Origin of the sequence: Caballeronia novacaledonica (assembly GCF_900258035.1) — a bacterium.
GTDB lineage: Bacteria > Pseudomonadota > Gammaproteobacteria > Burkholderiales > Burkholderiaceae > Caballeronia > Caballeronia novacaledonica.
This window is the reverse complement of the sequence record NZ_OGTP01000037.1, coordinates 19,841-41,614: the sequence shown is the minus strand read 5'-3', so window position 1 is coordinate 41,614 and position 21,774 is coordinate 19,841. Positions and strand designations below refer to the sequence as shown.

19 protein-coding genes and 4 tRNA genes are annotated in these 21,774 nt (G+C 63.7%); 14 read left to right on the top strand and 9 right to left on the bottom strand.

Annotation, left to right across the window (positions count from 1 at the left end; all coding sequences use genetic code 11):
* Positions 1-204 precede the first annotated feature (204 nt).
* Positions 205-762, bottom strand: coding sequence for an elongation factor P (gene efp, locus NOV72_RS30355; RefSeq protein ID WP_106858210.1), 558 nt, complete (start codon positions 760-762; stop codon positions 205-207).
* A 251-nt stretch (positions 763-1,013) separates the two neighbouring features.
* On the bottom strand, positions 1,014-2,171 hold the full coding sequence (gene earP / locus NOV72_RS30350; RefSeq protein WP_106858209.1) for an elongation factor P maturation arginine rhamnosyltransferase EarP: 1,158 nt from the start codon (positions 2,169-2,171) through the stop codon (positions 1,014-1,016).
* Positions 2,172-2,273: 102 nt separating this feature from the next.
* Between earP and uvrC the strand changes: the two genes are divergently transcribed.
* From uvrC to NOV72_RS30320, 6 genes are all read left to right on the top strand, one after another.
* Complete coding sequence (gene uvrC, locus NOV72_RS30345; protein ID WP_106858208.1) at positions 2,274-4,322, top strand: excinuclease ABC subunit UvrC; 2,049 nt, start codon at positions 2,274-2,276, stop codon at positions 4,320-4,322.
* Between the two features lie 109 nt (positions 4,323-4,431).
* Positions 4,432-5,028: a CDP-diacylglycerol--glycerol-3-phosphate 3-phosphatidyltransferase gene (gene pgsA, locus NOV72_RS30340; protein ID WP_035501650.1), complete on the top strand. Its 597-nt coding sequence runs from the start codon at positions 4,432-4,434 to the stop codon at positions 5,026-5,028.
* Between the two features lie 154 nt (positions 5,029-5,182).
* Positions 5,183-5,258: transfer RNA gene (locus NOV72_RS30335), tRNA-Gly, on the top strand.
* 79 nt (positions 5,259-5,337) lie between these two features.
* Positions 5,338-5,413, top strand: a tRNA-Gly gene (locus NOV72_RS30330).
* Between the two features lie 79 nt (positions 5,414-5,492).
* Positions 5,493-5,566, top strand: a tRNA-Cys gene (locus NOV72_RS30325).
* Positions 5,567-5,667: 101 nt separating this feature from the next.
* On the top strand, positions 5,668-6,162 hold the full coding sequence (locus tag NOV72_RS30320) for a GNAT family N-acetyltransferase (RefSeq protein ID WP_106858207.1): 495 nt from the start codon (positions 5,668-5,670) through the stop codon (positions 6,160-6,162).
* Here NOV72_RS30320 and NOV72_RS30315 read toward each other — a convergent pair.
* On the bottom strand, positions 6,157-7,035 hold the full coding sequence (locus NOV72_RS30315; protein ID WP_106858206.1) for a cytochrome c oxidase assembly protein: 879 nt from the start codon (positions 7,033-7,035) through the stop codon (positions 6,157-6,159). The two genes, NOV72_RS30320 and NOV72_RS30315, sit on opposite strands and share 6 nt — an antisense overlap.
* Before the next feature lie 2 nt (positions 7,036-7,037).
* A complete protein-coding gene (locus NOV72_RS30310) occupies positions 7,038-7,649 on the bottom strand; it encodes an SCO family protein (protein WP_106858205.1) in 612 nt (203 codons plus the stop codon).
* A gap of 263 nt (positions 7,650-7,912) precedes the next feature.
* Between NOV72_RS30310 and otsB the strand changes: the two genes are divergently transcribed.
* Together otsB and otsA are read left to right on the top strand one after the other, a co-directional pair.
* Positions 7,913-8,665 carry a trehalose-phosphatase gene (gene otsB / locus NOV72_RS30305; RefSeq protein WP_106858204.1) on the top strand — a complete coding sequence of 251 codons (753 nt, stop codon included), beginning with the start codon at positions 7,913-7,915 and terminating at the stop codon, positions 8,663-8,665.
* Complete coding sequence (gene otsA / locus NOV72_RS30300; protein ID WP_106858203.1) at positions 8,662-10,041, top strand: alpha,alpha-trehalose-phosphate synthase (UDP-forming); 1,380 nt, start codon at positions 8,662-8,664, stop codon at positions 10,039-10,041. Before otsB ends, otsA begins: the two co-directional genes overlap by 4 nt.
* 49 nt (positions 10,042-10,090) lie before the next feature.
* Here the strand turns inward: otsA and NOV72_RS30295 are convergent, their stop codons facing one another.
* A complete protein-coding gene (locus NOV72_RS30295) occupies positions 10,091-11,971 on the bottom strand; it encodes an ABC transporter ATP-binding protein (protein ID WP_245933218.1) in 1,881 nt (626 codons plus the stop codon).
* 822 nt (positions 11,972-12,793) lie between these two features.
* On the opposite strand from NOV72_RS30295, the gene NOV72_RS30290 reads away from it, so the two are divergent.
* From NOV72_RS30290 to NOV72_RS30280, 3 genes are all read left to right on the top strand, one after another.
* Positions 12,794-13,858 carry a glycosyltransferase family 4 protein gene (locus NOV72_RS30290; protein WP_106858201.1) on the top strand — a complete coding sequence of 355 codons (1,065 nt, stop codon included), beginning with the start codon at positions 12,794-12,796 and terminating at the stop codon, positions 13,856-13,858.
* Between the two features lie 220 nt (positions 13,859-14,078).
* Positions 14,079-14,909, top strand: coding sequence for a hypothetical protein (locus tag NOV72_RS30285; RefSeq protein WP_106858214.1), 831 nt, complete (start codon positions 14,079-14,081; stop codon positions 14,907-14,909).
* A 64-nt stretch (positions 14,910-14,973) separates the two neighbouring features.
* Complete coding sequence (locus tag NOV72_RS30280; RefSeq protein WP_181291199.1) at positions 14,974-15,447, top strand: DUF2214 family protein; 474 nt, start codon at positions 14,974-14,976, stop codon at positions 15,445-15,447.
* A 91-nt stretch (positions 15,448-15,538) separates the two neighbouring features.
* Here NOV72_RS30280 and NOV72_RS30275 read toward each other — a convergent pair.
* The 4 genes from NOV72_RS30275 to NOV72_RS30260 all read right to left on the bottom strand — a co-directional run bounded on the left by NOV72_RS30275 (position 15,539) and on the right by NOV72_RS30260 (position 17,733).
* Positions 15,539-15,613: transfer RNA gene (locus tag NOV72_RS30275), tRNA-Val, on the bottom strand.
* A 69-nt stretch (positions 15,614-15,682) separates the two neighbouring features.
* Positions 15,683-16,420 (bottom strand): DNA polymerase III subunit epsilon, encoded by a 738-nt coding sequence (gene dnaQ, locus NOV72_RS30270; protein ID WP_106858200.1) that lies wholly within the window; start codon positions 16,418-16,420, stop codon positions 15,683-15,685.
* Between the two features lie 18 nt (positions 16,421-16,438).
* Entirely contained in the window at positions 16,439-16,900 is a 462-nt protein-coding gene (gene rnhA / locus NOV72_RS30265) for a ribonuclease HI (RefSeq protein ID WP_106858199.1), read from the bottom strand.
* The gene (locus tag NOV72_RS30260; protein WP_106858198.1) at positions 16,900-17,733 is read right to left on the bottom strand and encodes a class I SAM-dependent methyltransferase; all 834 of its coding nucleotides are present in this window, start codon (positions 17,731-17,733) and stop codon (positions 16,900-16,902) included. Before NOV72_RS30260 ends, rnhA begins: the two co-directional genes overlap by 1 nt.
* 27 nt (positions 17,734-17,760) lie before the next feature.
* Here NOV72_RS30260 and gloB point away from each other — a divergent pair, with 27 nt between their 5' ends.
* The 3 genes from gloB to NOV72_RS30245 all read left to right on the top strand — a co-directional run bounded on the left by gloB (position 17,761) and on the right by NOV72_RS30245 (position 21,771).
* Positions 17,761-18,594, top strand: a complete 834-nt coding sequence (gloB, locus tag NOV72_RS30255) for a hydroxyacylglutathione hydrolase (protein WP_106858197.1) — start codon at positions 17,761-17,763, stop codon at positions 18,592-18,594.
* Positions 18,595-18,755: 161 nt separating this feature from the next.
* Positions 18,756-20,408 (top strand): transglycosylase SLT domain-containing protein, encoded by a 1,653-nt coding sequence (locus NOV72_RS30250; RefSeq protein ID WP_106858196.1) that lies wholly within the window; start codon positions 18,756-18,758, stop codon positions 20,406-20,408.
* Positions 20,409-20,502: 94 nt separating this feature from the next.
* Positions 20,503-21,771: an MFS transporter gene (locus NOV72_RS30245; RefSeq protein ID WP_245933217.1), complete on the top strand. Its 1,269-nt coding sequence runs from the start codon at positions 20,503-20,505 to the stop codon at positions 21,769-21,771.
* Positions 21,772-21,774: the final 3 nt, after the last annotated feature.

Below are 21,774 nucleotides of genomic sequence, written 5' to 3'. Positions count from 1 at the left end.
CGATCAGATAAGTGAGGTGGTCGGCAAGCATCGCACCAGAAAGTTAACAGCCCGGCGCTCCGTTTACAACCACTTCTCGCCCCCACAAACAAAAATGCCGTTCAGCGCTAACTGAACGGCATTAGCCCGCGATGGGGCGCTTTTTTGAACCGGGCGGCGGGCCGTTGCAGCGGCCGCCCGACTTACGATGCAGCGGCGTGAGGCTTACGCGCGGCTGCGGTATTCGTTCGTGCGGGTGTCGATTTCGATCTTGTCGCCGATGTTGCAGAAGAGCGGCACTTGCAGTTCGAAACCGGTGTTCAGCTTGGCGTTCTTCAGCACCTTGCCCGACGACGTGTCGCCCTTGACGGCCGGTTCCGTGTAGACGATTTCGCGAACCAGCGTGGTCGGCAGTTCGACCGAGATGGCCTTCTCGTTGTAGAACACGACTTCGCAGCCCATGCCGTCTTCGAGGTAGTTGAGCGCGTCGCCCATCATTTCGGCTTCGACTTCGAACTGGTTGTAGTCGGCGTCCATGAAGACGTACATCGGATCGGCGAAGTACGAGTACGTCACTTCCTTGCGGTCGAGCACGACGACGTCGAACTTGTCGTCCGCCTTGTAGACGGTTTCCATGCCGGCTGCCGTCAGCAGGTTCTTGAACTTCATCTTCACGACCGCGGAGTTGCGGCCCGATTTGTTGTACTCGGCGCGCTGCACAACCATGGCATCGTTGCCGATCATGACGACGTTGCCGACGCGGAGTTCTTGTGCGGTCTTCATAAAACTAGGTCCTGTACGAAAGGATTTGGCTTGAATGCCTGGAATGAATCGATCGGACGGCGGCGCTGCCTGGTTTCGATACGCCGCCGTGCGAGAGTTCTGGCCAACGAGGAGGGATGTGCCTCCGGGCCGACCCGCGCGGCGCAAAGTTGAAACTGCGACCTGCTTCCTCGGATAACCGCTTATTTTAACTGAGTTTTTGCCTATTTGGCCAGTCGATTGGCGCGGCGCGAAACGCGATCACGCGGCGCTTATCCGACGCGCCGCGAGGCCACGTGCGCGGCGAGATTGCCCGCCAGATCGCCGACGCCCGCCAGTTCCTTCGCCCAGCGCGCCGCGCACTTCTCCAGCTTCTCCCGATGACGCCAGAAGCCGGCCCAGTCCGGCACGCCCGCGCCGTTCCACGCGTGCCAGAAGCGCGCGACCGCATCGCGGGCGGACGGATCGAGCGTACGCGTGTAATGCGCGAGCGCGGCGTCGAGCTTGGGCAGATGGGCGTCGTCGGCTTGCGGGTAGATATGCCAGACGAACGGCTTTTGCGCCCATTGCGCGCGCACGAAGGAATCCTCGCCGCGCACGAAGTTGATGTCGGCGGCCCAGAGCAGTTCGTCGAAGCGCGGCTGCTCGACGAAGCCGAGCGCGTGCGCCCGCAATGCGCCCGCGCGCGCGGACGTGCCCGCCGTGAACTTCGGCAGGTCGAAAAAGCGTGCGAGCGCGCCGGAGATGCGGCCTTCGGGCACGAGCAGGACGACGGGCGCGTCGCCGTCGCGCCATTGTGCGAGCAGCGCATCGACGGCCGGATTTTCGTAGGCGAAGAGCGACACGACCGTCTCTGCGTCGCGCGGCCGCTCGATGCCGACCCGCTCGCGCCACCAAGCGTCCGCGTCGAAGCGCGCGCGCCGTGAATCGAGATCGCGTTCCTTCAGCACGCCGCCCGTGCCTTTGCCGAGGCCCGGAAAGAAGAAGCTCTTGTCGAGCGGATAGCGCGGATGCGGCGACGGCCGCATGTGGAAATCGGCGACCCAGTCCTCGCCGCTCAGATATTCGAGATTGATCCAGACGGGCTTCGGGTCGCGGCGCGCCATCGCGGCGATGTACGCGTGCGGCAACTCGCACGCGAACGCCTCGATCACGACATCGGGAATTTCGAGCGTGTCGCCCGCATGCGACGGCTCGTGCCAGCGCTCGATCGTGATGCCCATCGCAACCTGACGCGAGAGCGTCGCGTCGACTCCCGGGCAGAGCGCATGGAAAACCTTCAGATCGTCGACGAAAAGGCGCACGCTCCAGCCGTGCTCCGCATGCAATTGCCGGGCGAGACGCCAGCACACGCCGATGTCGCCGAAGTTGTCGACCACCGCGCAGAAGATGTCGCAGGCGAGTTCCGGGTCGGCGGGATGCGTAGTCATGAGGACGAAGGCGCGCGGCGTAATGTTCTAAACTGGCGATTCTAAGATAACGCGCCAGGTACGGCTCACCGCCGCGCCGATGCTTTTCCGTCCCCTCGCTGCATGACTGACACCGACGCCCCCCAACCGGATTTCGACCCGAAAAAGACGCTCGCGCAACTGCCGCATTTGCCCGGCGTGTACCGCTATTACGACGGCGACGGCACCGTGCTCTATGTCGGCAAGGCGCGCAATCTGAAGAAGCGGGTGTCGAGCTACTTCACGAAGACGCTGCATTCGCCGCGCATCGCGATGATGGTCACGCGCATCCGCAAGATCGAGACGACCGTCACGCGTTCGGAAGCCGAAGCGCTGCTGCTCGAAAACAATCTCATCAAGGCGCTGGCGCCGCGCTACAACATTCTCTTTCGCGACGACAAGTCGTATCCGTTTCTCAAGCTCACGGGCCACGCGTTCCCGCGCATGGCCTACTACCGCGGCGCGGTGGACAAGAAAAACCAGTACTTCGGCCCATTCCCGAGCGCGTGGGCGGTGCGCGAGAGCATCCAGATCCTGCAGCGCGTGTTTCAGTTGCGCACGTGCGAGGATTCGGTCTTCAACAACCGCACGCGGCCGTGCCTGCTGCATCAGATCGGGCGCTGCACGGCGCCGTGCACGGGGCTCATCACGGAAGAGGATTACGCACGCGACGTGTCGAACGCATCGCGCTTTTTGCTCGGGCGTCAGGGCGAAGTGATGAAGGAACTCGAGCAGAAGATGCACGCGTTCGCCGCCGATCTGAAGTTCGAGCAAGCCGCGGCGGTGCGCAATCAGATGAGCTCGCTTGCGACCGTGCTGCATCAGCAGGCGATCGAAGTCGGCGGCGAAAGCGACGTGGATATCCTCGCGGTCGTCGCGCTCGGCGGCAAGGTCTGCGTGAATCTCGCGATGGTGCGCGGCGGCCGGCATCTCGGCGACAAGGCGTATTTCCCGGCGCACGTCGAAAGCGCGGTGGTGCTCGACGACGAGGACGACTTGCCCGACGTCGCGGAAATCGAAGAAACGCAACCGGACGCGCCCACGGAAGCCGAGCCCGAGGAACCGCGCGAAGAACCGCGCGAAGGCGCGCTCGAATCCGAAGTGCTCGAAGCCTTCATGGCGCAGCATTACATCGGCAATCGCGTGCCGCCGGTGCTCGTCGTGAGTCATGCGCCGTCGAGCCGCGAGCTCGTCGATTTGCTGATCGAGCAGGCGGGCCACAAGGTCACGCTGCTGCGTCAGCCGCAGGGTCAAAAGCGCGCGTGGCTTTCGATGGCCGAAAACAACGCGAAGCTCGCGCTCGCGCGTCTTCTGTCGGAACAGGGCTCGCAGCAGGCGCGCACGCGCGCGCTCGCGGAAACGCTTTCCTTCGAGATGGACGATCTCGCGCAGTTGCGCATCGAGTGCTTCGACATCAGTCACACGATGGGCGAGGCGACGCAGGCGTCGTGCGTCGTGTATCACCATCACAAGATGCAGTCGGGCGAATACCGGCGCTACAACATCAACGGCATCACGCCCGGCGACGACTACGCCGCCATGCGCCAGGTGCTCACGCGCCGCTACGAAAAGATGGTCGCGCAGGCCGCCGCGAACGCGAACGACGAAGCCACGACCCTGCAACCCGATGATGCCGCCGATCCCAACGTCACGCCCGATGCCGCCGAACCGGTGGCCGCGGGCGGCACGCTGCCGAACATCGTATTGATCGACGGCGGCAAAGGTCAGGTCGAGATCGCGCGGCAGGTTTTTTCCGAACTCGGGCTGGATCACGGCATGCTGGTCGGCGTGGCGAAGGGAGAAGGGCGCAAGGTCGGGCTCGAAACGCTGGTGTTCGCCGACGGCCGCGGCGCGCTCGAACTCGGCAAGGAAAGCGCGGCGCTGATGCTCGTCGCGCAAATCCGCGACGAAGCGCATCGCTTCGCCATCACCGGCATGCGCGCGAAGCGGGCGAAGGCGCGGCAGACGTCGCGGCTGGAAGAGCTGGAAGGCGTGGGCGCGAAACGGCGTCAGCGGCTGCTCTCGCGCTTCGGCGGATTGCGTGGCGTGCAGGCGGCGAGCGTCGAAGACCTGGCGAGCGTCGAAGGCATTTCGCTTGCGCTCGCGCAGCAGATTTATCGTCAGTTGCATTGAGCCGCAAAGCCGGCCGCAAGGCGCGCCGCGCGGGCGGCCCGCCTTGTGAGCGCGGGATCGACGCGGCACAATGTCGGCTTCCTTACACGTCCATCAACCGCTTTCGCACATGCCGTTCAATCTACCGATCTTCCTGACGTGGCTGCGAATCGTGCTGATTCCACTCGTGGTGGGCGTGTTCTACCTGCCGGACATGATGATGAGCCCGGAGCATCGCAACCTGCTCGGCATGCTCATCTTCGTGCTCGCCGCACTCACCGACTGGTTCGACGGCTTTCTCGCGCGCAAGCTCAATCAGACGTCTTCGTTCGGCGCATTCCTCGATCCGGTCGCCGACAAGCTGATGGTCACCGCCGCGCTGCTCGTGCTCGTGCAGTTGTCGCGGCTCAATGCGGTGATCGCGCTCATCATCGTCGGGCGCGAGATCACCATTTCCGCGCTGCGCGAATGGATGGCGCAGATCGGCGCGTCGAAGAGCGTCGCGGTGAATCAGCTCGGCAAGTTCAAGACCGTATGCCAGATGGTCGCGATCCCGATGCTGTTGTTCTACGGGCCGCTGAAAATCGCCGGCACGCCGTGGATGATCGACACGCGCGTGTGGGGTTTGTGGCTCATCTACGTCGCGGCGTTCCTGACCGTCTGGTCGATGCTTTACTACATGAAGCTCGCGTGGCCGCAAATTCGCGAGCGAGGCGGCATGTTGTGAAGCGATCGAAGCACTCGTTGCAAAAAGTTGCGTCAAACGAAAAATTCCTCTCACAAAACAGTTGACAGCCCTCTTTGGGTTCTCCATAATCTCGTTTCTCTGATGCACGGCGCGACGCAGCAAGCGAAGCAAAGGCAAAAGAACAGCGGTCAATGCGGGAGTAGCTCAGTTGGTAGAGCGCAACCTTGCCAAGGTTGAGGTCGCGAGTTCGAGACTCGTCTCCCGCTCCAGATTTTGAAGGTTCGGATGTTATCGGCGCTAATGGCATGCGCAGCGAGGCATCGGAAACCAGTAGTTTTGCAGGATATTGCGGGAGTAGCTCAGTTGGTAGAGCGCAACCTTGCCAAGGTTGAGGTCGCGAGTTCGAGACTCGTCTCCCGCTCCAGTCAAAGGGGAAGCCAAGCTTCCCTTTTTGTTTGGTGGATCGGCCGGCATCACGGCCGGCATGCACCAAAACCGCTTGTGGCGCGGTAGCAAAGCGGTTATGCAGCGGCCTGCAAAGCCGTTTAGACCGGTTCGACTCCGGTCCGCGCCTCCACTTGAAAAGCCCTGATCCGTCAGGGCTTTTTTTCTATCCGCATCCTGGTCCGCTCCGTTGCAGCACGGCACAATTGCCATACTTCTGCCACACAGACTCCAATGACCGATCCACTTTCCCAACTCGAATGGCGCTTTAAGCGCTTCGACGACCTGACGACCGCCGAGGTCTACGACATGCTCGCCGCGCGCAGCGCCGTGTTCGTCGTCGAGCAGAATTGCGTGTATGGCGACATCGACGGCCTCGATCTCGATGCGTGGCACCTGTTCGCCTACGGCCAGGGCGAGAAGCGTCCCGCGCTCGCGGGTTACCTGCGCGTGCTGCTGCCGGGCCATCCGGACGAGAGCGAGAAAGACATACGCATCGGCCGTGTGTTGACGACCGTCAATTTTCGCGGTCTGAAGCTCGGCAACGCGATGCTCGAGCGCGCGCTCGAACACATCCTGAAGCAATGGCCCGATCAGCCGGTCAGCCTGCACGCGCAAGCGCATTTGCAGCGCTTTTACGGCGCGTTCGGCTTCGTGCCGTCGTCGGGTGTGCACGACGAAGACGGCATCCCGCACGTCTGGATGCGGCGTCCCGGCTTCGAATCATGATGTCGTGGCCTTCGGGCCTCTGACCGGCGCGCCCGCGCCGCGTCCTTCACGCTCCTTCCTCAGCCGCGAGCGCGCCGACAGCCGCAGCCAGTGGCGCAGCGCGATCAGCGCGCCGATGACGCTCATCATCGATCCCGGAATCCACAGCAAGAGGCCGCCGATCTGCTGATCGCGCATCGGCGTGATCCACGTGAACGCGCGGCCGCAAATCGAATAGATCGGATACAACTCGCGCGGCGTGAAGAAGATATACGCGCCGAGCATGATCTGCGGCGGAATCGCGGCGATCACGACGAGAACGCGTCTGCCGGGCGCGAGCCGCGCGGGCGGCGCCGGACGCGGATCCAGAATCAGCCACCAGAACAGCAGGCCGTCGACGACCATGCTCCAGTTCATCACGCGATAGAGCCGGTAGTCGAGCATCGCCTTGAAGTGGATCGGCGACAGCAGCCAGAAGTAGATCAGCCCGACGAACAGTGCAACCGCGATCACGGGATTGAACACGATATCGAAGAACGTGCGCGCGATCCGCGTTTGCGCAACCGGGCGCAGCCAGCGCTGCCGCCACGCGAACGGCACGCCCGCGCGCAATGCCGCGCCGGGATACGACAGCGCGATCAGAAACGGCCCGAGATGATGCAGCACGAGATGCTGCAGCCGATGCATGAAGAATTCGTGCTCGAAGAAGTAGTCGAGCCGCGTGTGGAGGGCGACATAGAGCGCGATCAGGCCGAACCAGAACGCGATGCGGCGCGAGACCGACACGCGCGCATGCCGCGCGCCGCGCGCGAACAGAATTCCCGCGACGAGCACGGCGATCACGACCGTCGGCGACGGCTCCCACGGATCGAGCCAGTACAGAAGCGTGCTCATCGTCAGGCGTCCTTTGCGTGGATCACGCGCTTCAGATCGGTCGCGATGGCGTCGATCGAATCGTGATCGGTCGCGAGCAGGCGCGCGTGACCGGCGGCATCGAAGATATAGACGGCCGAGCTGTGCGTGACTTCGTACTCGCCGTTCGGATCGCGCTTTTCCATCTGATACGCGATGCGATAACGCTGCGCCACCGATTCGATCGCGCGCTCGCTGCCAGTCAGGCCGACGGCGTGTTTGTCGTCGAACGCGCGCACGTAGGAGCGCAGGAGCGCGGGCGTGTCGCGCGCCGGATCGACCGAGATGAACACGATGCGCGTCTTGTCTGCGTCCGCGCCCACGCGTTGCAGCACTTGCATGAGGCGCGCCATCGTTTCGGGGCAGACGTCGGGACAATGCGTGTAACCGAAGTAGACGAGCGTCGTCTTTCCCTCGAACGACTGTCCGGTGACGTGCGCGCCGCCGTCATCGACGAGCGAGAAATCCAGGTCCGGCAAATGGCCTGAAACGTCCGTCAGATGCCACGGCTCGGCGGGCTTCGAGCAGGCGGCGAGCGCACACAGCGAGAAGAGGGCGATGAGGCGTGCGGGAAGCTGAAGGAATGAAGCGTGCATCGGTAATTGCGTTGCAGGACGATTCGTTGTGAACTCCGTCGCAAAATACACGCCTTTCGTGGCGGCGCCAGCGCATTATGTCGCTATCGGACTATTTTTGAGACGATTTGCCGCATGATTCAAGCACGCCGAAAGCGCTTCTCAGTAAGCCTGTAAGCTAGGAGCTTTCCTAAACGAAAGCTTTTGCGCGGTAAGATGCGCACGCATTGCGATGTCCGACTCCGGCGCGCGCCACATCAGGCAAAACCACAGGCCAAAGATCGATGCTAAATCTTCCCGATTCCCTGTCTCTTGCCGAGACCGCCTTTTTCTTCGATTTCGACGGCACGCTCGTCGAGCTCGCCTCCACGCCCGACGGCATCTTCGTGCCGCGCTCGGTGCCCGACATTCTCGCGGCGCTCCGGCGCGCGACCAACGGCGCGGTCGCGGTCGTGTCGGGGCGCGGCATCGACAATATCGATTCGTTTCTGCAGATGACCGATCTGCCCGTCGCGGGCATGCACGGCGCGGAACGGCGCGATTCGAACGGCGACGTGCAGCGCATCGGTTTCAACGACGAGCGGCTGCTGCGCATGGAGCACGCGCTCGAAAAAGTCGTCAGCGCGAATCCGGGCATGCTGCTCGAAATCAAGGGCGCGGCGCTCGCGCTGCATTACCGCAACGCGCCCGACCGCGAGCCGGCCGCGCGCGCGGCGACGGAGAAGCTCGTCGCGGAATACGCCGACGCCTACGTGCTGCAGCCGGGCAAGATGGTCTACGAGATCAAGCCGAAGGACGTCGACAAGGGCCGCGCGGTGCGCGCGTACATGGGCGAGCCGCCGTTCACGGGCCGCAAACCCGTGTTCATCGGCGACGATCTCACCGATGAGAAAGGCTTCGCCGTAGTCAACGAGTTCGACGGGCTCTCGGTGAAGATCGGGCCGGGCGACACGGTGGCGCGGGCGCGCATCGAATCGGTCGAATTGCTGCTGGACTGGCTGCAGGTGATCGCGGGCACGGCAGGGAAGCACGCGTGAGCCGGCTGATCATCGTTTCGAACCGCGTCGCGCCGATTTCCGAAGGCGGCCCCGCGGCGGGCGGACTCGCGGTCGGCGTGTACGACGCGCTGAAGGAAACCGGCGGCATGTGGTTCGGCTGGAGCGGGGACGTGCTCACGTCGAATCCCGACGGCATCAAGCTCGAAGAACACGGGCCGGTGACCTTCGCGACCATCGGTCTCGTGCGGCGCGACTACGACCAGTACTACCGCGGCTTTTCCAACGCGACGCTGTGGCCCGCATTTCACTATCGGCCGGATTTGATCGAGTTCGATCGCCGCGAATACGACGGTTATTGCCGCGTGAATCGCTGGCTCGCGGAGCAACTCGCGCCGCTGCTCAGGCCCGGCGATGTGATCTGGGTCCACGACTATCACCTGATTCCGTTCGCGCAGGCGCTGCGCGCGCTGGGCGTGAAGAATCGCATCGGCTTCTTTCTGCATATTCCGTTTCCGGCGGCGCAGATTCTGTCGAGCGTGCCGCGTCATCGCGAACTGGCAGAGGCGCTGTGCGCGTTCGATCTGCTCGGCTTCCAGACCGAGCCCGACCTGCGCGCGTTCTGCGATTACATCGAAACGGAGGCGGGCGGCACGCTGCGGCGCGACGGCGCGAAGCCGGTCGAGGTCCGCGCGTTCGGCCAGACGCTTCGCGCGGCGGCGTATCCAATCGGCATCTATCCCGACGAGGTCGCCGCGCTCGCTAAAGACGGCGAGCGCGGGCGCGACGTCGAGATCGTCAAGGCGACGCTGCATCATCGAAAGCTCGTGATGAGCGTCGATCGTCTGGATTATTCGAAGGGTCTCGTCGAGCGTTTTCGCGCGTTCGAGCGGCTGATCGAGCACGAACCGCAACAGCGCAACAACGTGTCGTTTCTGCAGATCGCGCCGCCGACACGCTCCGATGTCGACGCCTATCGCGACATTCGCGCCCAGCTCGAAGCGGAATCGGGCCGCATCAATGGCCGATACGCCGAACTCGACTGGACGCCGATTCGCTATATCCATCGGCAGTACGAGCGGCCGGTGCTCGCGGCGCTGTTCCGCGAGGCGCACGTCGGCCTCGTCACGCCGTTGCGCGACGGCATGAATCTGGTCGCGAAGGAATACGTGTCGGCGCAGGATCCGGACGATCCGGGCGTGCTCGTGCTGTCGCAGTTCGCGGGCGCGGCGCGCGAGCTTGCGGCCGCGCTCATCGTGAATCCGCTCGACATCGACGACATGGCCGACGCGATCGGCCGCGCGCTCGCCATGCCGCTCGCCGAGCGTCGAGCGCGCTACGACGAGATGATGGTGCAACTGCGCGAGAACAACGTTTCGGTCTGGCGCGACAACTTCCTGCGCGATCTGAAGGCGTAAAAAAGCCGCGATCCTTTCGGGAATCGCGGCTTTTTTGTGTCGATGCCGTTCAGGCGGGCTGCTTGTGCGGCGTCGCGACGATCGACGGCACCTTGCCGTGCTGCTTCGACAGCAACTCGCGATACAGCCCCGGACGCTCGCGCAATTCCTGCGGCGAGCCGTCGTCGATGACCTTGCCCGCGCTCATCACGATAATGCGGTCGAAGTTCTGCAGCGTCGAAAGCCGGTGCGCGATCGCGATCACCGTGCGGCCGACCATCAGACGGTCGAGCGCCTGTTGAATCGCTTCTTCCGATGCGCTGTCGAGCGCGGAAGTCGCTTCGTCGAGCAGGAGAATCGGCGCGTTTTTCAGGATCGCGCGCGCGATCGCGATGCGCTGGCGCTGACCGCCCGACAGTTTCACGCCCCGGTCGCCGACGATGGTGTCGAAACCTTCCGGCATCGCTTCGATGAAATCCGTGCAGCGCGCCTCGCGCGCGGCGGCGAGCACTTCCTCGCGGCTCGCTTCCGGACGGCCGTACGCGATGTTCTCGAACACCGTGCGGTGAAACAGCGAAATATCCTGCGGCACGAGCGCGATCGCGTGGCGCAGGCTGTCCTGCGTGATCGCGCCGATATCCTGGCCGTCGATCTTGATGCTGCCCTTCTGCGTCTCGTAGAAACGCTGCAGCAGCGCGAGCACGGTGGACTTGCCCGCGCCCGACTTGCCGATCAGCCCGACGCGCTGGCCCGGCTCGATATGCAGATGGAAGTTGTCGAGAATCGGGCGGCGCCGCGGATACGCGAACGTGACATTGTCGAAATCGACGCGGCCGCCTTGCGGCACGAGTTCGGTCGCGTCCGAACGGTCCGGCATGCCGTGCGGTTCGAGCAGCGTCTGGACGGCTTCGGCGAGACGTGCGACGTGCTGCGTGACATCGACGAGCGCGACCGCCAGATCGCGCGTGCCGTGCAGAATCGTGAAACCGAGCGAGCTGACGAGCACGATATCGCCCGAGGTCGCGCGGCCTTGCGACCACAGCCACAGCGCCCAGCCGAGCAGACCGGCGGAGAGAATCGCGGTGACGACCGCGTGGAACAGCCGAAGCTTTTCGAGGTACAGCAGGCTTTGCTGGCGCGCGACCATTTCGGCCTTCACGGTCGAGCCGAAGCGTTTCTGCTCGCGGAATGTCATGCCGAACGCGCGCACCAGGGCCATATTGCCGATCACGTCGACGAGCTCGCCATCGACCGAGGCCGCCTTCGACGCAAAGCTGTGATGCCGCGCCGAGCCGCGCTTCGCCAGGCGATAGAGAATCAGCGCGAGAACCAGCGACGCGGTCATCAGGCCGCCGGCCATCAGCGGATTGACGGAGACGATCATCACGATCGCGCCCAGCACCGCGATGCACGGCGGCAGGACGTTCCACGCCATCACGTTCTCGGAGGTGTAGATCGCGTTCGACGTTGCCGTGATCCGGCTCGCGAGCATGCCGGGCTGCTTTTCGGAGAAGTACGTCGGCGAGTGGCCTGACAAATACGAGAAGAGGTCCTTGCGCAAGTCGCCGGTGACGATCACGAACACGTGCGCGCCGACCCAGCCGCCGACCCGCCACAGCAGGTTGTCGGCGGCGATCAGCCCGACCAGGATCATGAACGCGCCCCAGAGCGGCCCGGGATGCCCGCGGCCTTGCCCGAGGACGTCGATCAGATGCTTGATCGCGTACTGCGAGGCGAGGGCGCAGCCGACCGCGGCAAAGACGCTGAAGAGCACGATGGCGTGCGCGACGGGATGCCGGCGGATGTAGCGCATCAGGAACGCGAGCGGCCGATGCGCGTAGCTCGAGAGCTTCGCGTTGTGCGCGTTACGCTGGGAAACGGTGAGTTGGTCCAATGGTCTTTTTTGGTCGTAGAGCGGTTGAGCGTGTGTTGCGCCTTCGGGCAGTGCCATGCGGTGCCACCGCGGCAACCGGCATGCGATGCGTCGCCCGATCCGGCGCGACTGACGTCAAACGAGGCGACGCTGCGCCGTCTCCATCACGAATTGTAGCCAGTATCGCGGAGGGACAGCGCGTCTTCGGGCATATGACGTTCGGCCTGTGTGGCCATCCGAACGTCGCCCGCAGTGAAAATCGGGCCGCTGCCGAGCCTTGCGGCGCCGGGCGCGGCTGCCGGCTTGGGCGAGCATTGTAAGCATATCGCGCAGCTTTTTGCGACAGAACGCTCGCCGGGCGGGGCGGGCGCTTCGGGCGTTGCGTTGCGGCAGCAGTGACAGGAGCACGTGTCGCGCCAGATTGCTTCTCGGCAACAAAAACCGACACAGGCAGCAATCTCATGCCGGCGGAGCAATCGCCGAAGCCCGTGCTCCAATGTAGAACAACCTTAATAAACAGGGGTTTGCAAAATGTATCCCCAGTGTAACAAGGTAAATAAGTTGAAATGACTGCCGCCGGGACTCTGTAAAAAGCTCCATAATCCGATCCGGGTTTGCCCTTAGGTCTTCGACAGGTTTTTGCAAGTTCCCGTCAACCGCCGAGGCGGACGCGCGTTAATTGCTGGCGCGCGGCGATTTTCGAGATATGGAACTGCATTTGCTTGATCCGGACGCCTGCGCGACAAACCGGTGATCGGCGACCCCGCTTTTTCACTCGAGCATCAGCCATGGCGCCGCGGCCTCCGCGCCGCGGGAAGCTTCGCCCGAGCCGAGCGATTCGCTCTCCAACGTCAACATGACTGTAGTACTTGCCTGATTTTTCATTAGGAGTTTCACGACATGCGAATCGCTCAAATCGCGCCCCTCCACGAGGCTGTTCCGCCGAAGCTGTATGGCGGCACGGAACGCGTGGTGTCTTATCTGACCGAGGCACTCGTGGATGCTGGACACGATGTCACGCTCTTCGCGAGCGGTGATTCGCAGACCTCCGCGAAGCTCGAAGCATTCTGGCCGCAGGCGCTGCGCCTCGACCCGACCATCCGCGACACGATGGCGCCGCACATGCTGCTGCTCGAAGAAGTCCGCCGTCGCGCCGACGAGTTCGACGTGCTGCACTTCCACATCGACTACTACCCGTTCTCGCTGTTCGCGCGCCAGCCGGTGCCGTTTCTGACGACGATGCACGGTCGTCTCGATCTGCCCGAACTGCAGCCGATCTTCAGGACGTTCAACGACGTGCCGGTCATCTCGATCTCGGACAACCAGCGTCAGCCGCTGCCGCAGGCGCACTGGCTCTCGACGGTGTATCACGGTCTGCCGGAAAACCTGCTGAAGCCGATTCCGAACGTGAAGCCGGGTTACCTCGCGTTCCTCGGCCGCATCTCGCCGGAAAAGCGTGTCGATCGCGCGATCCGCATCGCGCAGGCCGCGGGCATGAAGATCAAGATCGCCGCGAAGCTCGACAAGGCCGACCGCGCGTATTACGAAGAAGAGATCAAGCCGCTCTTCGCGCTGCCGCACGTCGAGTACATCGGTGAAATCAGCGAAGCCGAAAAGACCGAGTTCCTCGGCAACGCACACGCGCTGCTGTTCCCGATCGACTGGCCGGAGCCTTTCGGCCTCGTGATGATCGAAGCGATGGCCTGCGGTACGCCGGTGATCGCGTTCAATCGCGGTTCGGTGCCGGAAGTGATCGAGAACGGCGTGTCGGGCTTCGTCGTCGAAGACGAACTCTCGGCGATCGCCGCCGTGAAGCGTCTCGATACGCTGCCGCGCGAGAAGGTCCGCGCCGCGTTCGAAGCGCGTTTCTCGTCGAAGGTGATGGCGCAGAATTACGTCAACGTGTACGAAGAGTTGCTGCGCCGGAAGCGCCGCACCGTTCTGCGCGAAGTCAACGCGAGCTAAGCAAGTCTTGCCGCCTTGCGCGGCATCGGCTGCAAAACAACGCCCCGCGAGCCTCAAGGCACGCGGGGCGTTGTCGTAATAGCACACTCGGGTCTGCCTTTCGCGCGCCAGACCGCGCTACGGTTGTCAAACCGCTGACGGTATCCGTAATCTCCCTATAATGACCGGGCTTCGCGATGCGCGAAGCGGCATGCATCGTTCGTGGACAGGAGTGTTTCTTTTGGCGAGACCCAAGCAAATCAGCGCGAGCCCGGCTCCGGGCGCCGGCACCGTGTTCGCATTGCGCGCGATCGGACTGGTGCTCGCGGCGCGTTGGGCGTTCTCGATGTCGCAGATGGGCTATCTGTCCTCGCTGCGCGCGATGACATCCTCGCCGTGGGCGTGCGTGAACCTCGTTCTGATCTTTCTCCTGATCGTGCTGCCGGGCGCGAAGGCGCGCACGGAGCGCCCGCTGCATCCGCTGCCGCAATGGCTGCGGCAGGCCTTGCGCTTCATCGCGCTCCTGACTTTCGGCTTTGCGATGTTTTCCGTCGGCGCGTTCGTGTGGAGTTCCGGATGGCGGCGCTTCACGCAGGCGCTCGACGAGACCAACGGCTGGCTCGTCGTCGGCCCGGCGCTTTATGCGGTCGTCATGTGGATCTGCCGGCCGCGCGCGCTCTGGCGCACGAACATCGCGGCGCGGCGCTTCGCGATCGGCCGCTATGCGATCTCGCTCGATCCCGTCACGCGGACCGCGGTCGTTTGGGCGGAGAGCCGCAGGCTCGGCCAGTACGATGCGCGGGAACTGTCGGTGAAGTGGCCCGCGCCGTCGCCGGATGGGCCGCCGTCTGCGTCGATGCTCACGCCGGCCACCGAGCCCGCCGGCCCGTCGATTCGCGCAAGCGGCGAAGTGCGGCGCGGGCTGTTCGCGCGCCGGGCGAAAGTCGAGTTGTTGTGGGACTCGCCGGCCGCGGCCGGACATAATCGCACCACCGTGTTCCGCGCGCCGCTCGCCAGCGAGGGCGATCGCAACGCGGCGCGTGCGCTCGATGCAACGCTGCGTCAGGTTTGAATCGCCGTCCGTCGTAAGCCCGAATTTCCGTACACGTCGTTCCTGTCGCTTCGGGGAGGAAAGGATGCTGATACGTTGGTTGCTGGCCGCGCTTCATCTTCTTGCTTTTGGTTTCGCGCTCGGTTCGGTGCTCGCGCGCGCCCGCGCGTTACGGCGGCTCGATGCCGCTCAGTCCATTCAGGCAAACGAACTGCGCCTGCGCGACGTGTTCCGCTCGGACTCGGTGTGGGGCGTCACGGCGATCGTGCTGATCGTGACCGGGGTGACGCGCGCGTTCGGCGGATTCGAGAAGGGCGGCGCTTACTATTTGCACGAGCCGCTGTTCCATTTGAAGATGACCGCGCTCGTCGTGATTCTCCTGATCGAAGTCTCGCCGATGCTCGCGCTGATTCGATGGCGTATCGCATTGGCGCAGGGCGGGCCGATCGATTTGACGCGCGCGCGGCGCTTCGCGTGGATGAGCGACTTGGAAGCCGGACTCGTGATGGTGATGGTGATCGCCGCAAGCGGGATGGCGCGAGGCGTGTGGGCGTCCTAGCTATCTTTTACGACGCAAAATGAAAAAGGCCCGAGTCGTGAGACTCGGGCCTTTTGATCTTCGGTGCTTGTCTTTACCAACACCAGAATCCTGGTGGGTAGTACTGGGATCGAACCAGTGACCCCTGCCGTGTGAAGGCAGTGCTCTACCGCTGAGCTAACCACCCGAAGAGAAACGAGATTATGTCAGGCGTTTCGCGTTTCGTAAAGAGCTTCTGAACGCGAATTCGAAAAATTTATGCAGGAACGGCATCGCCCTCGGTCGGCGCCGGTTCCGTGCGCCATACGCTCGTGCCTTTGAGCGCTTTGTCGAGGCCGGTCAGCACGGCTTCGTGCGCGGCCAGTTCTTCGTCGCTGGCGACGATCACCGGCAAATCGAGATCGTCGAGCGCGATACGCGACGTGGAAACCGAGCCCGACGCGGGTTGATCGCCGAGCATGTCGATGACGAGGCTTTCTTGGCCGCGCGTCATCGCGAGATAGACCTCCGCGAGCAACTCCGAGTCGAGCAGCGCGCCGTGCAGCGTGCGATGCGCGTTGCTGATGCCGAAGCGGTCGCACAAGGCGTCGAGCGAATTGCGCTTGCCGGGGAACATCTGCTTGGCCTGCGCGAGCGAGTCGATCACGCCGGCGCATGTCTCGGAAACTTTCGGCAAACCGAGCAGCGCGAGTTCCATATCGAGGAAGCCGACGTCGAACGGCGCGTTATGGATGATCAGTTCCGCGCCCGCGATGAAGTCGCGCAGTTGGGCGGCGATCTCGGCGAACTTCGGCTTGTCGCTCAGGAACTCGGTCGTGAGGCCGTGCACGGCGAGCGCGCCGGGATCGCTGTCGCGCTCCGGGTTCACATAAAGATGCAGGTTGTTGCCGGTGAGCCGGCGGTTGATCAGTTCGACGCAGCCGATTTCGATGATTCGGTCGCCCGTCCTCGCGTTCAGGCCGGTGGTTTCGGTGTCCAGTATGAGTTGGCGCATAAATGGCGTGTCGTTTGATTAGCTGTCCGCGAGCGAGGTCACGCCGCGATTGGCGAGCGCATCGGCGCGTTCGTTTTCGGGATGTCCGGCGTGGCCCTTGACCCAGCGCCACTCGATTTCATGCTGCGCGACGAGGCCGTCGAGCCGCTTCCAGAGATCGGCGTTCTTGACGGGCGTCTTCGCGGCCGTCATCCAGTTCTTTTTCTTCCAGCCGTGGATCCATTCGCTGATGCCTTTTTGCACATATTGCGAATCGGTGTGGATGATCGCGCGGCACGGGCGTTTCAACGCCTCGAGCGCGGCGATCACGGCCATCAGTTCCATGCGGTTGTTGGTGGTCGCGGCTTCTCCGCCGAACAGTTCCTTTTCCAGTTCGCCGAAGCGGAGCAGGGCGCCCCAGCCGCCGGGGCCGGGATTGCCTTTGCAGGCGCCGTCCGTGTAGATGTCGATTACCTTGTTCGATGCGGATTCTTGAGTCATCAATGCTCGTTGCGGGTCTCGTTGCGCGTGTGCGGAGCCGCGACCGGCGCGAGGCCGGGCGCGAGCGCGGGTTTTTTCAGCTTGCGCGGACCGATGAGACGCATGCCGCGCACGCGCTTAACGGCAGTAATCATGTACGCCGCGCCGAAGATGGGCCACCAGCGGTCGCCGGCGGCTTCCATGAATTGATAGCGCTGCAGCCACTTGTCCGTGACGAGCGGCGGACGATAGCAGCCGAAGCGCCCGCGTTCAAGGTCGAATCCGAGCAGCTTGATCCAGTCTTTGATGCGCGTGAACGCGATCATCTCGTGCGCCGACGGCACGAACGGCCGTCCCGCCACCTTGCCGAGCGATTGCCGCGCGCCCCACAGACTCAGCGAATTGAAGCCAAGGATGATCAACTGGCCTTCCGGCACCAGCACGCGCTCGGCTTCACGCAGCAGCCGGTGCGGGTCCGGCGAAAACTCGAGCGTGTGAGGCAGCACGAGCAGATCGACGCTTTGCGCTTCGAAAGGCAGGTCGAGCAGATCGCACCACACGGTGCTGCGGCCATCGGGCGCGCTCGCGGCGGGCAGCGCGCTCACACCGGGCGTCGTGGCGCGCGGCGGCGTGTAGGGCGCGCTCGAAGCGCTTTCGGCGTCGAGCACCAGCGCACGGCCGGTCATGCGATTTTCACGCAGCGCGTCGAGCTGCGGCATGCCGAGTTGCAGCGCGTGATAGCCGAAGATGTCGGACACCACGTGATCGAGCTGCGCCTGCTCCCATTCGAGCACGTAGCGTCCGGGCGCCGAGCTCGTCCAGGTGGGCCAGTCTATAATCGGTCGGTCAGACATGTTCGAATTGCCGCATAGAAGATCGCCATGAATTCGCTTGCCAAGAATCTACCTGTTCAAGATGCACTCGAATATGTGCCGGTTCCGGCGTTCGAGGACAACTACATCTGGCTCGTGTCGGACTCGCGCGATGCGGTCGTGGTCGACCCCGGTGACGCCGCGCCCGTCGAAGCCTATCTCGCGCGGCGTGGTTGGCGACTGACCGCTATTTTACTCACGCACCATCATCAGGACCACGTCGGCGGCGTGAAAGCACTCCTCGATAGCCGATCGGCAGAGGGTGGCGTCCCCGTCTACGGCCCGGCCGGCGAGCGTATCGAGCACCTGACCGAGCGCGTCGCGGGCGGCGATTCGGTGCGCATCGCGCATCCGGCGCTCGAACTTTCCGTGATCGACGTGCCGGGCCATACGGCCGGCCACATCGCTTACTTTCAGGCCGGCGATCCGCGCGGCACGCCGCATCTCTTTTGCGGCGACACGCTGTTCGCGAGCGGCTGCGGCCGTCTTTTCGAAGGCACGCCGCAGCAGATGCTCAGTTCACTCGACGCGCTCGCCGCGTTGCCTGAGAACACGCAAGTTCACTGCGCGCACGAGTACACGCTGTCGAACATCAAATTCGCGCGCGCATGCGAGCCGGACAACGCCGCGCTGCTGCGCTGGAGCGAGGACGCACAGTCGTTGCGCGCCGCCGGCAAGCCGACTTTGCCGACGACCATCGGCCACGAAAAAGCGGTGAATCCGTTCCTGCGATCGGACGTTCCGGCGATTCACGCAATACTTTCGTCACAGTTCGGCGCCCCGGTTTCAGACCGTCTCGAAGCGTTTCGAATGATGCGAGGCTGGAAGGATAAGTTCCGCTAACGGAAAGCTTTTAGGGCTAACTTCAACCGAAACGTTGGAATCGCCGTTAGATGCAGGATTTTGCAGGGGTTTTGCGCGCATTCTTATTGACGTCTTAAGTGCTGTTCCGTACTATCGGCTGCAAATTTCCAAGCAATATTTTTTGGAAGCAGAGACGTTCCATGCGACTAACCCTTAGCGCGCTGTCCGTCCTGATGCTCGCCGCGTGCGCGAGTCAGGGACCCACGGCGTCAGATCCTTTATCAGTTTCAGCCAGCACCGCCGCTTCGCAACAGAAGCAGCAGCAAGTCGCCGACACGATTCGCCGCACCGCAGCAGCCAAGGAAACCATCGACGTAGACAAGACGCCCGTGACTTCGCTCGCGGGATCGTCCGATCTCTGGAACCGCATTCGTAGCGGCTTCCAGATTCCCGATCTGCAAAGCGATCTCGTCGACATGCAGGTCAACTGGTACGCGCAACGCCCGGATTACGTCGAGCGCATGACCACGCGCTCGCAGAAGTACCTGTATCACATCGTCGAAGAACTCGAGCAGCGGCACATGCCGACCGAACTGGCGCTCCTGCCGTTCATCGAGTCGGCGTACAGCCCGCAGGCGCTGTCGGTCGCGAAGGCCGCGGGTATGTGGCAGTTCATGCCGGGCACGGGCCGCGACTACAACCTCAAGCAGAACATGTGGCAGGACGAGCGCCGCGACGTGCTCGCCTCGACGAGCGCCGCGCTCGACTATCTCTCGCGTCTGCATGACATGTTCGGCGACTGGCATCTCGCGCTCGCCGCGTACAACTGGGGCGAGGGCAACGTTCAGCGCGCGATCGCGCGCAACGAGGCGGCGGGCTTGCCGACGGACTACGAAAGCCTGCGCATGCCCAACGAAACGCGCAACTACGTGCCGAAGCTGCAGGCCGTGAAGAACATCGTGGGCAATCCGCAGATGTACGGCCTCGCGCTGCCGGACATCCCGAATCACCCGTATTTCGTGACGGTGACGACAGCGCGCGACATCGACGTGACGATGGCCGCGAAGCTCGCCGGCATGAGCGTGGAGGAATTCCGCTCGCTCAATCCGTCGTTTTCGAAGCCGGTGATTCTCGGCGCGACCAATCCGCAGATCCTGCTGCCCTTCGACAACGCCGCTTCGTTCCAGCGCAATCTGTCGTCGTATTCGGGCGCGCTGTCGTCGTGGACCACGTACACCGTGACCGAGCGCTCGCGCCCGGCGGCGATCGCCGAGAAGATCGGCGTGGACGCGGACACGCTGATGTCGGTCAATCGCATTCCGGCGGGCATGCGCCTGAAACCCGGCTCGACGATCGTCGTGCCGCGCACGGACGACGACGACGAAGACATCAGCGCAGACGTCGCCGCTAACGCGATGCTCGCGATCGAGCGCGACGTGCCCGACACGCGCCGGCTCGTGATCCGCGTGCGCCGCAAGCAGCCCATCAGCACGCTGGCGGATCGCTACAACGTGTCGCCGGCGCAAGTGCGAGCGTGGAACCGCACGCGCGGCGAGATGATCATGCCGGGCCAGGTGGTCGTGCTGCACGTGCCGTATGGCCGTCCGGTGCCCGCCGAGCCAGGTCCGGCGCGCGTGGCGACGGTGGCGGCGTCGAGCCGTTCGTCGGGCGGCGTGTCGAAGATCGGTACGCGCGTGCCGGAAGGAAAGTCCACGCGCGGCGGCAAGACGGCTGCGCATTCGTCGGGCAAGGTGACGAAAGTGTCGGCTTCCACGGCATCGCGTTCGGCAAAGTCCGGCGCCACGGCCAAGACCGCGAAGCCTGCGTCGACGAAGAGCGGCAAACACAAGTAAAGCCGCGTTTCGACGAAGCGCTATCCCACGCCGTCACCAAGGTGACGGCGTTTTTATTTGGCGACACCGCTAAACTGGCGATCCAAAAGCATCAATGAAGCGTCCGTTTCACATGTCGCCCGCCAATCGTCTCCGCGTTTTCTGCCTGTTCGCCGCCGGTTACTTCGTCTCGTACGTGTTCCGCGGCGTCAATCTCGGCTTCGCGCCGCTCATCACGCACGACCTGGGCCTCTCCGCGGCCGATCTCGGTCTGCTGACTTCGCTGTATTTCATCGGCTTCGCGCTCGCGCAGATTCCGGTCGGCGTGCTGCTCGATCACTTCGGTCCGCGCCGGGTGACCGCCGGCATGCTGCTTTTTGCGGCCGCCGGAATCTGGATTTTTGGCGCTTCCACGAGCCTGGCGGGGCTGATGATCGGCCGGTTGTTGATCGGAATCGGCGTGTCGGTGTGTCTGAGCGCGGCCTTCAAGGCGTCGGCGCAGCATTTCGCGCTGGCGCGCCTGCCGCTCGTCAACGGATTGACGATGGCCGTCGGCGGTTTGGGCGGCGTCGTGGTCGGGTCGCCGCTCGCGTCGCTTCTGCACGTCGCGAACTGGCGACAGGTGTGCGTGGGACTGGGCGTGTTCACGCTCGCCGTCGCGGCTGCGATCGTCCTGTTCGCGCCGCGCAAGGCGGAGGCCGATCCGCATCATCGGGCGGACGTCGTCACTCAGTTCAAAGGCACGTGGCTCATCCTGAAAAGCGGCGTGTTCTGGAGGATCGCGTCGTTTTCCGTCGTGACGCAGGGCGTTTTCTATGCGATGCAATCGCTATGGATTCGCCCCTATTTGCTCGATGTCATGAATCTCGCGCCCGCGCACGCGGCGGCGCTCGTGTCGATACTCGGCTTCGCGATGATGTTCGGCTGCGTCGGCTTCGGCGCGGCGGCGCGCGGAATGGAGCGGCGCGGGGTGTCGGTTTATGCGTTTTGCGGCACCGGCATGGCGCTCTTCGTCGTGACGCAAGTCCTGATGGCGCTGCGCGTGCCGTTGCCGCCGTCCGTCCTGATTGCCGCATACGGGGTTTTCGGCGGCACGGGCATTCTGAGTTACGCGGTCGCCGCGGAGTATTTTCCGTCGCACATGATCGGGCGCGCGCACACGACGCTCACGCTCGTGATCTTCCTGTTGATCTTCGGCTTTCAGGTGGGCGTCGGCGCGATGCTTTCGCTCTGGCCGTCCAGTGGCGGGCGTTATCCGGTGTCGGCGCATCTGACGGTCTGGACGGTGCTGATCGGACTGCAAGTCGCGAGTGCGCTCTGGTACGTTTTCCCGAGCCGCGTGCTGCACAAGATCGACCGCGAAGCTGAGCACGCCGTCCGCTGATTG

Excerpts from the sequence above, each read along its gene's own strand:
- efp (WP_106858210.1), bottom strand. The coding sequence starts at position 762 with ATGAAGACCGCACAAGAACTCCGCGTCGGCAACGTCGTCATGATCGGC.
- earP (WP_106858209.1), bottom strand. The coding sequence starts at position 2,171 with ATGACTACGCATCCCGCCGACCCGGAACTCGCCTGCGACATCTTCTGC.
- uvrC (WP_106858208.1), top strand. The coding sequence starts at position 2,274 with ATGACTGACACCGACGCCCCCCAACCGGATTTCGACCCGAAAAAGACG.
- pgsA (WP_035501650.1), top strand. The coding sequence starts at position 4,432 with ATGCCGTTCAATCTACCGATCTTCCTGACGTGGCTGCGAATCGTGCTG.
- NOV72_RS30320 (WP_106858207.1), top strand. The coding sequence starts at position 5,668 with ATGACCGATCCACTTTCCCAACTCGAATGGCGCTTTAAGCGCTTCGAC.
- NOV72_RS30315 (WP_106858206.1), bottom strand. The coding sequence starts at position 7,035 with ATGAGCACGCTTCTGTACTGGCTCGATCCGTGGGAGCCGTCGCCGACG.
- NOV72_RS30310 (WP_106858205.1), bottom strand. The coding sequence starts at position 7,649 with ATGCACGCTTCATTCCTTCAGCTTCCCGCACGCCTCATCGCCCTCTTC.
- otsB (WP_106858204.1), top strand. The coding sequence starts at position 7,913 with ATGCTAAATCTTCCCGATTCCCTGTCTCTTGCCGAGACCGCCTTTTTC.
- NOV72_RS30295 (WP_245933218.1), bottom strand. The coding sequence starts at position 11,971 with ATGGCACTGCCCGAAGGCGCAACACACGCTCAACCGCTCTACGACCAA.
- NOV72_RS30290 (WP_106858201.1), top strand. The coding sequence starts at position 12,794 with ATGCGAATCGCTCAAATCGCGCCCCTCCACGAGGCTGTTCCGCCGAAG.
- NOV72_RS30280 (WP_181291199.1), top strand. The coding sequence starts at position 14,974 with ATGCTGATACGTTGGTTGCTGGCCGCGCTTCATCTTCTTGCTTTTGGT.
- dnaQ (WP_106858200.1), bottom strand. The coding sequence starts at position 16,420 with ATGCGCCAACTCATACTGGACACCGAAACCACCGGCCTGAACGCGAGG.
- rnhA (WP_106858199.1), bottom strand. The coding sequence starts at position 16,900 with ATGACTCAAGAATCCGCATCGAACAAGGTAATCGACATCTACACGGAC.
- NOV72_RS30260 (WP_106858198.1), bottom strand. The coding sequence starts at position 17,733 with ATGTCTGACCGACCGATTATAGACTGGCCCACCTGGACGAGCTCGGCG.
- gloB (WP_106858197.1), top strand. The coding sequence starts at position 17,761 with ATGAATTCGCTTGCCAAGAATCTACCTGTTCAAGATGCACTCGAATAT.
- NOV72_RS30250 (WP_106858196.1), top strand. The coding sequence starts at position 18,756 with ATGCGACTAACCCTTAGCGCGCTGTCCGTCCTGATGCTCGCCGCGTGC.
- NOV72_RS30245 (WP_245933217.1), top strand. The coding sequence starts at position 20,503 with ATGAAGCGTCCGTTTCACATGTCGCCCGCCAATCGTCTCCGCGTTTTC.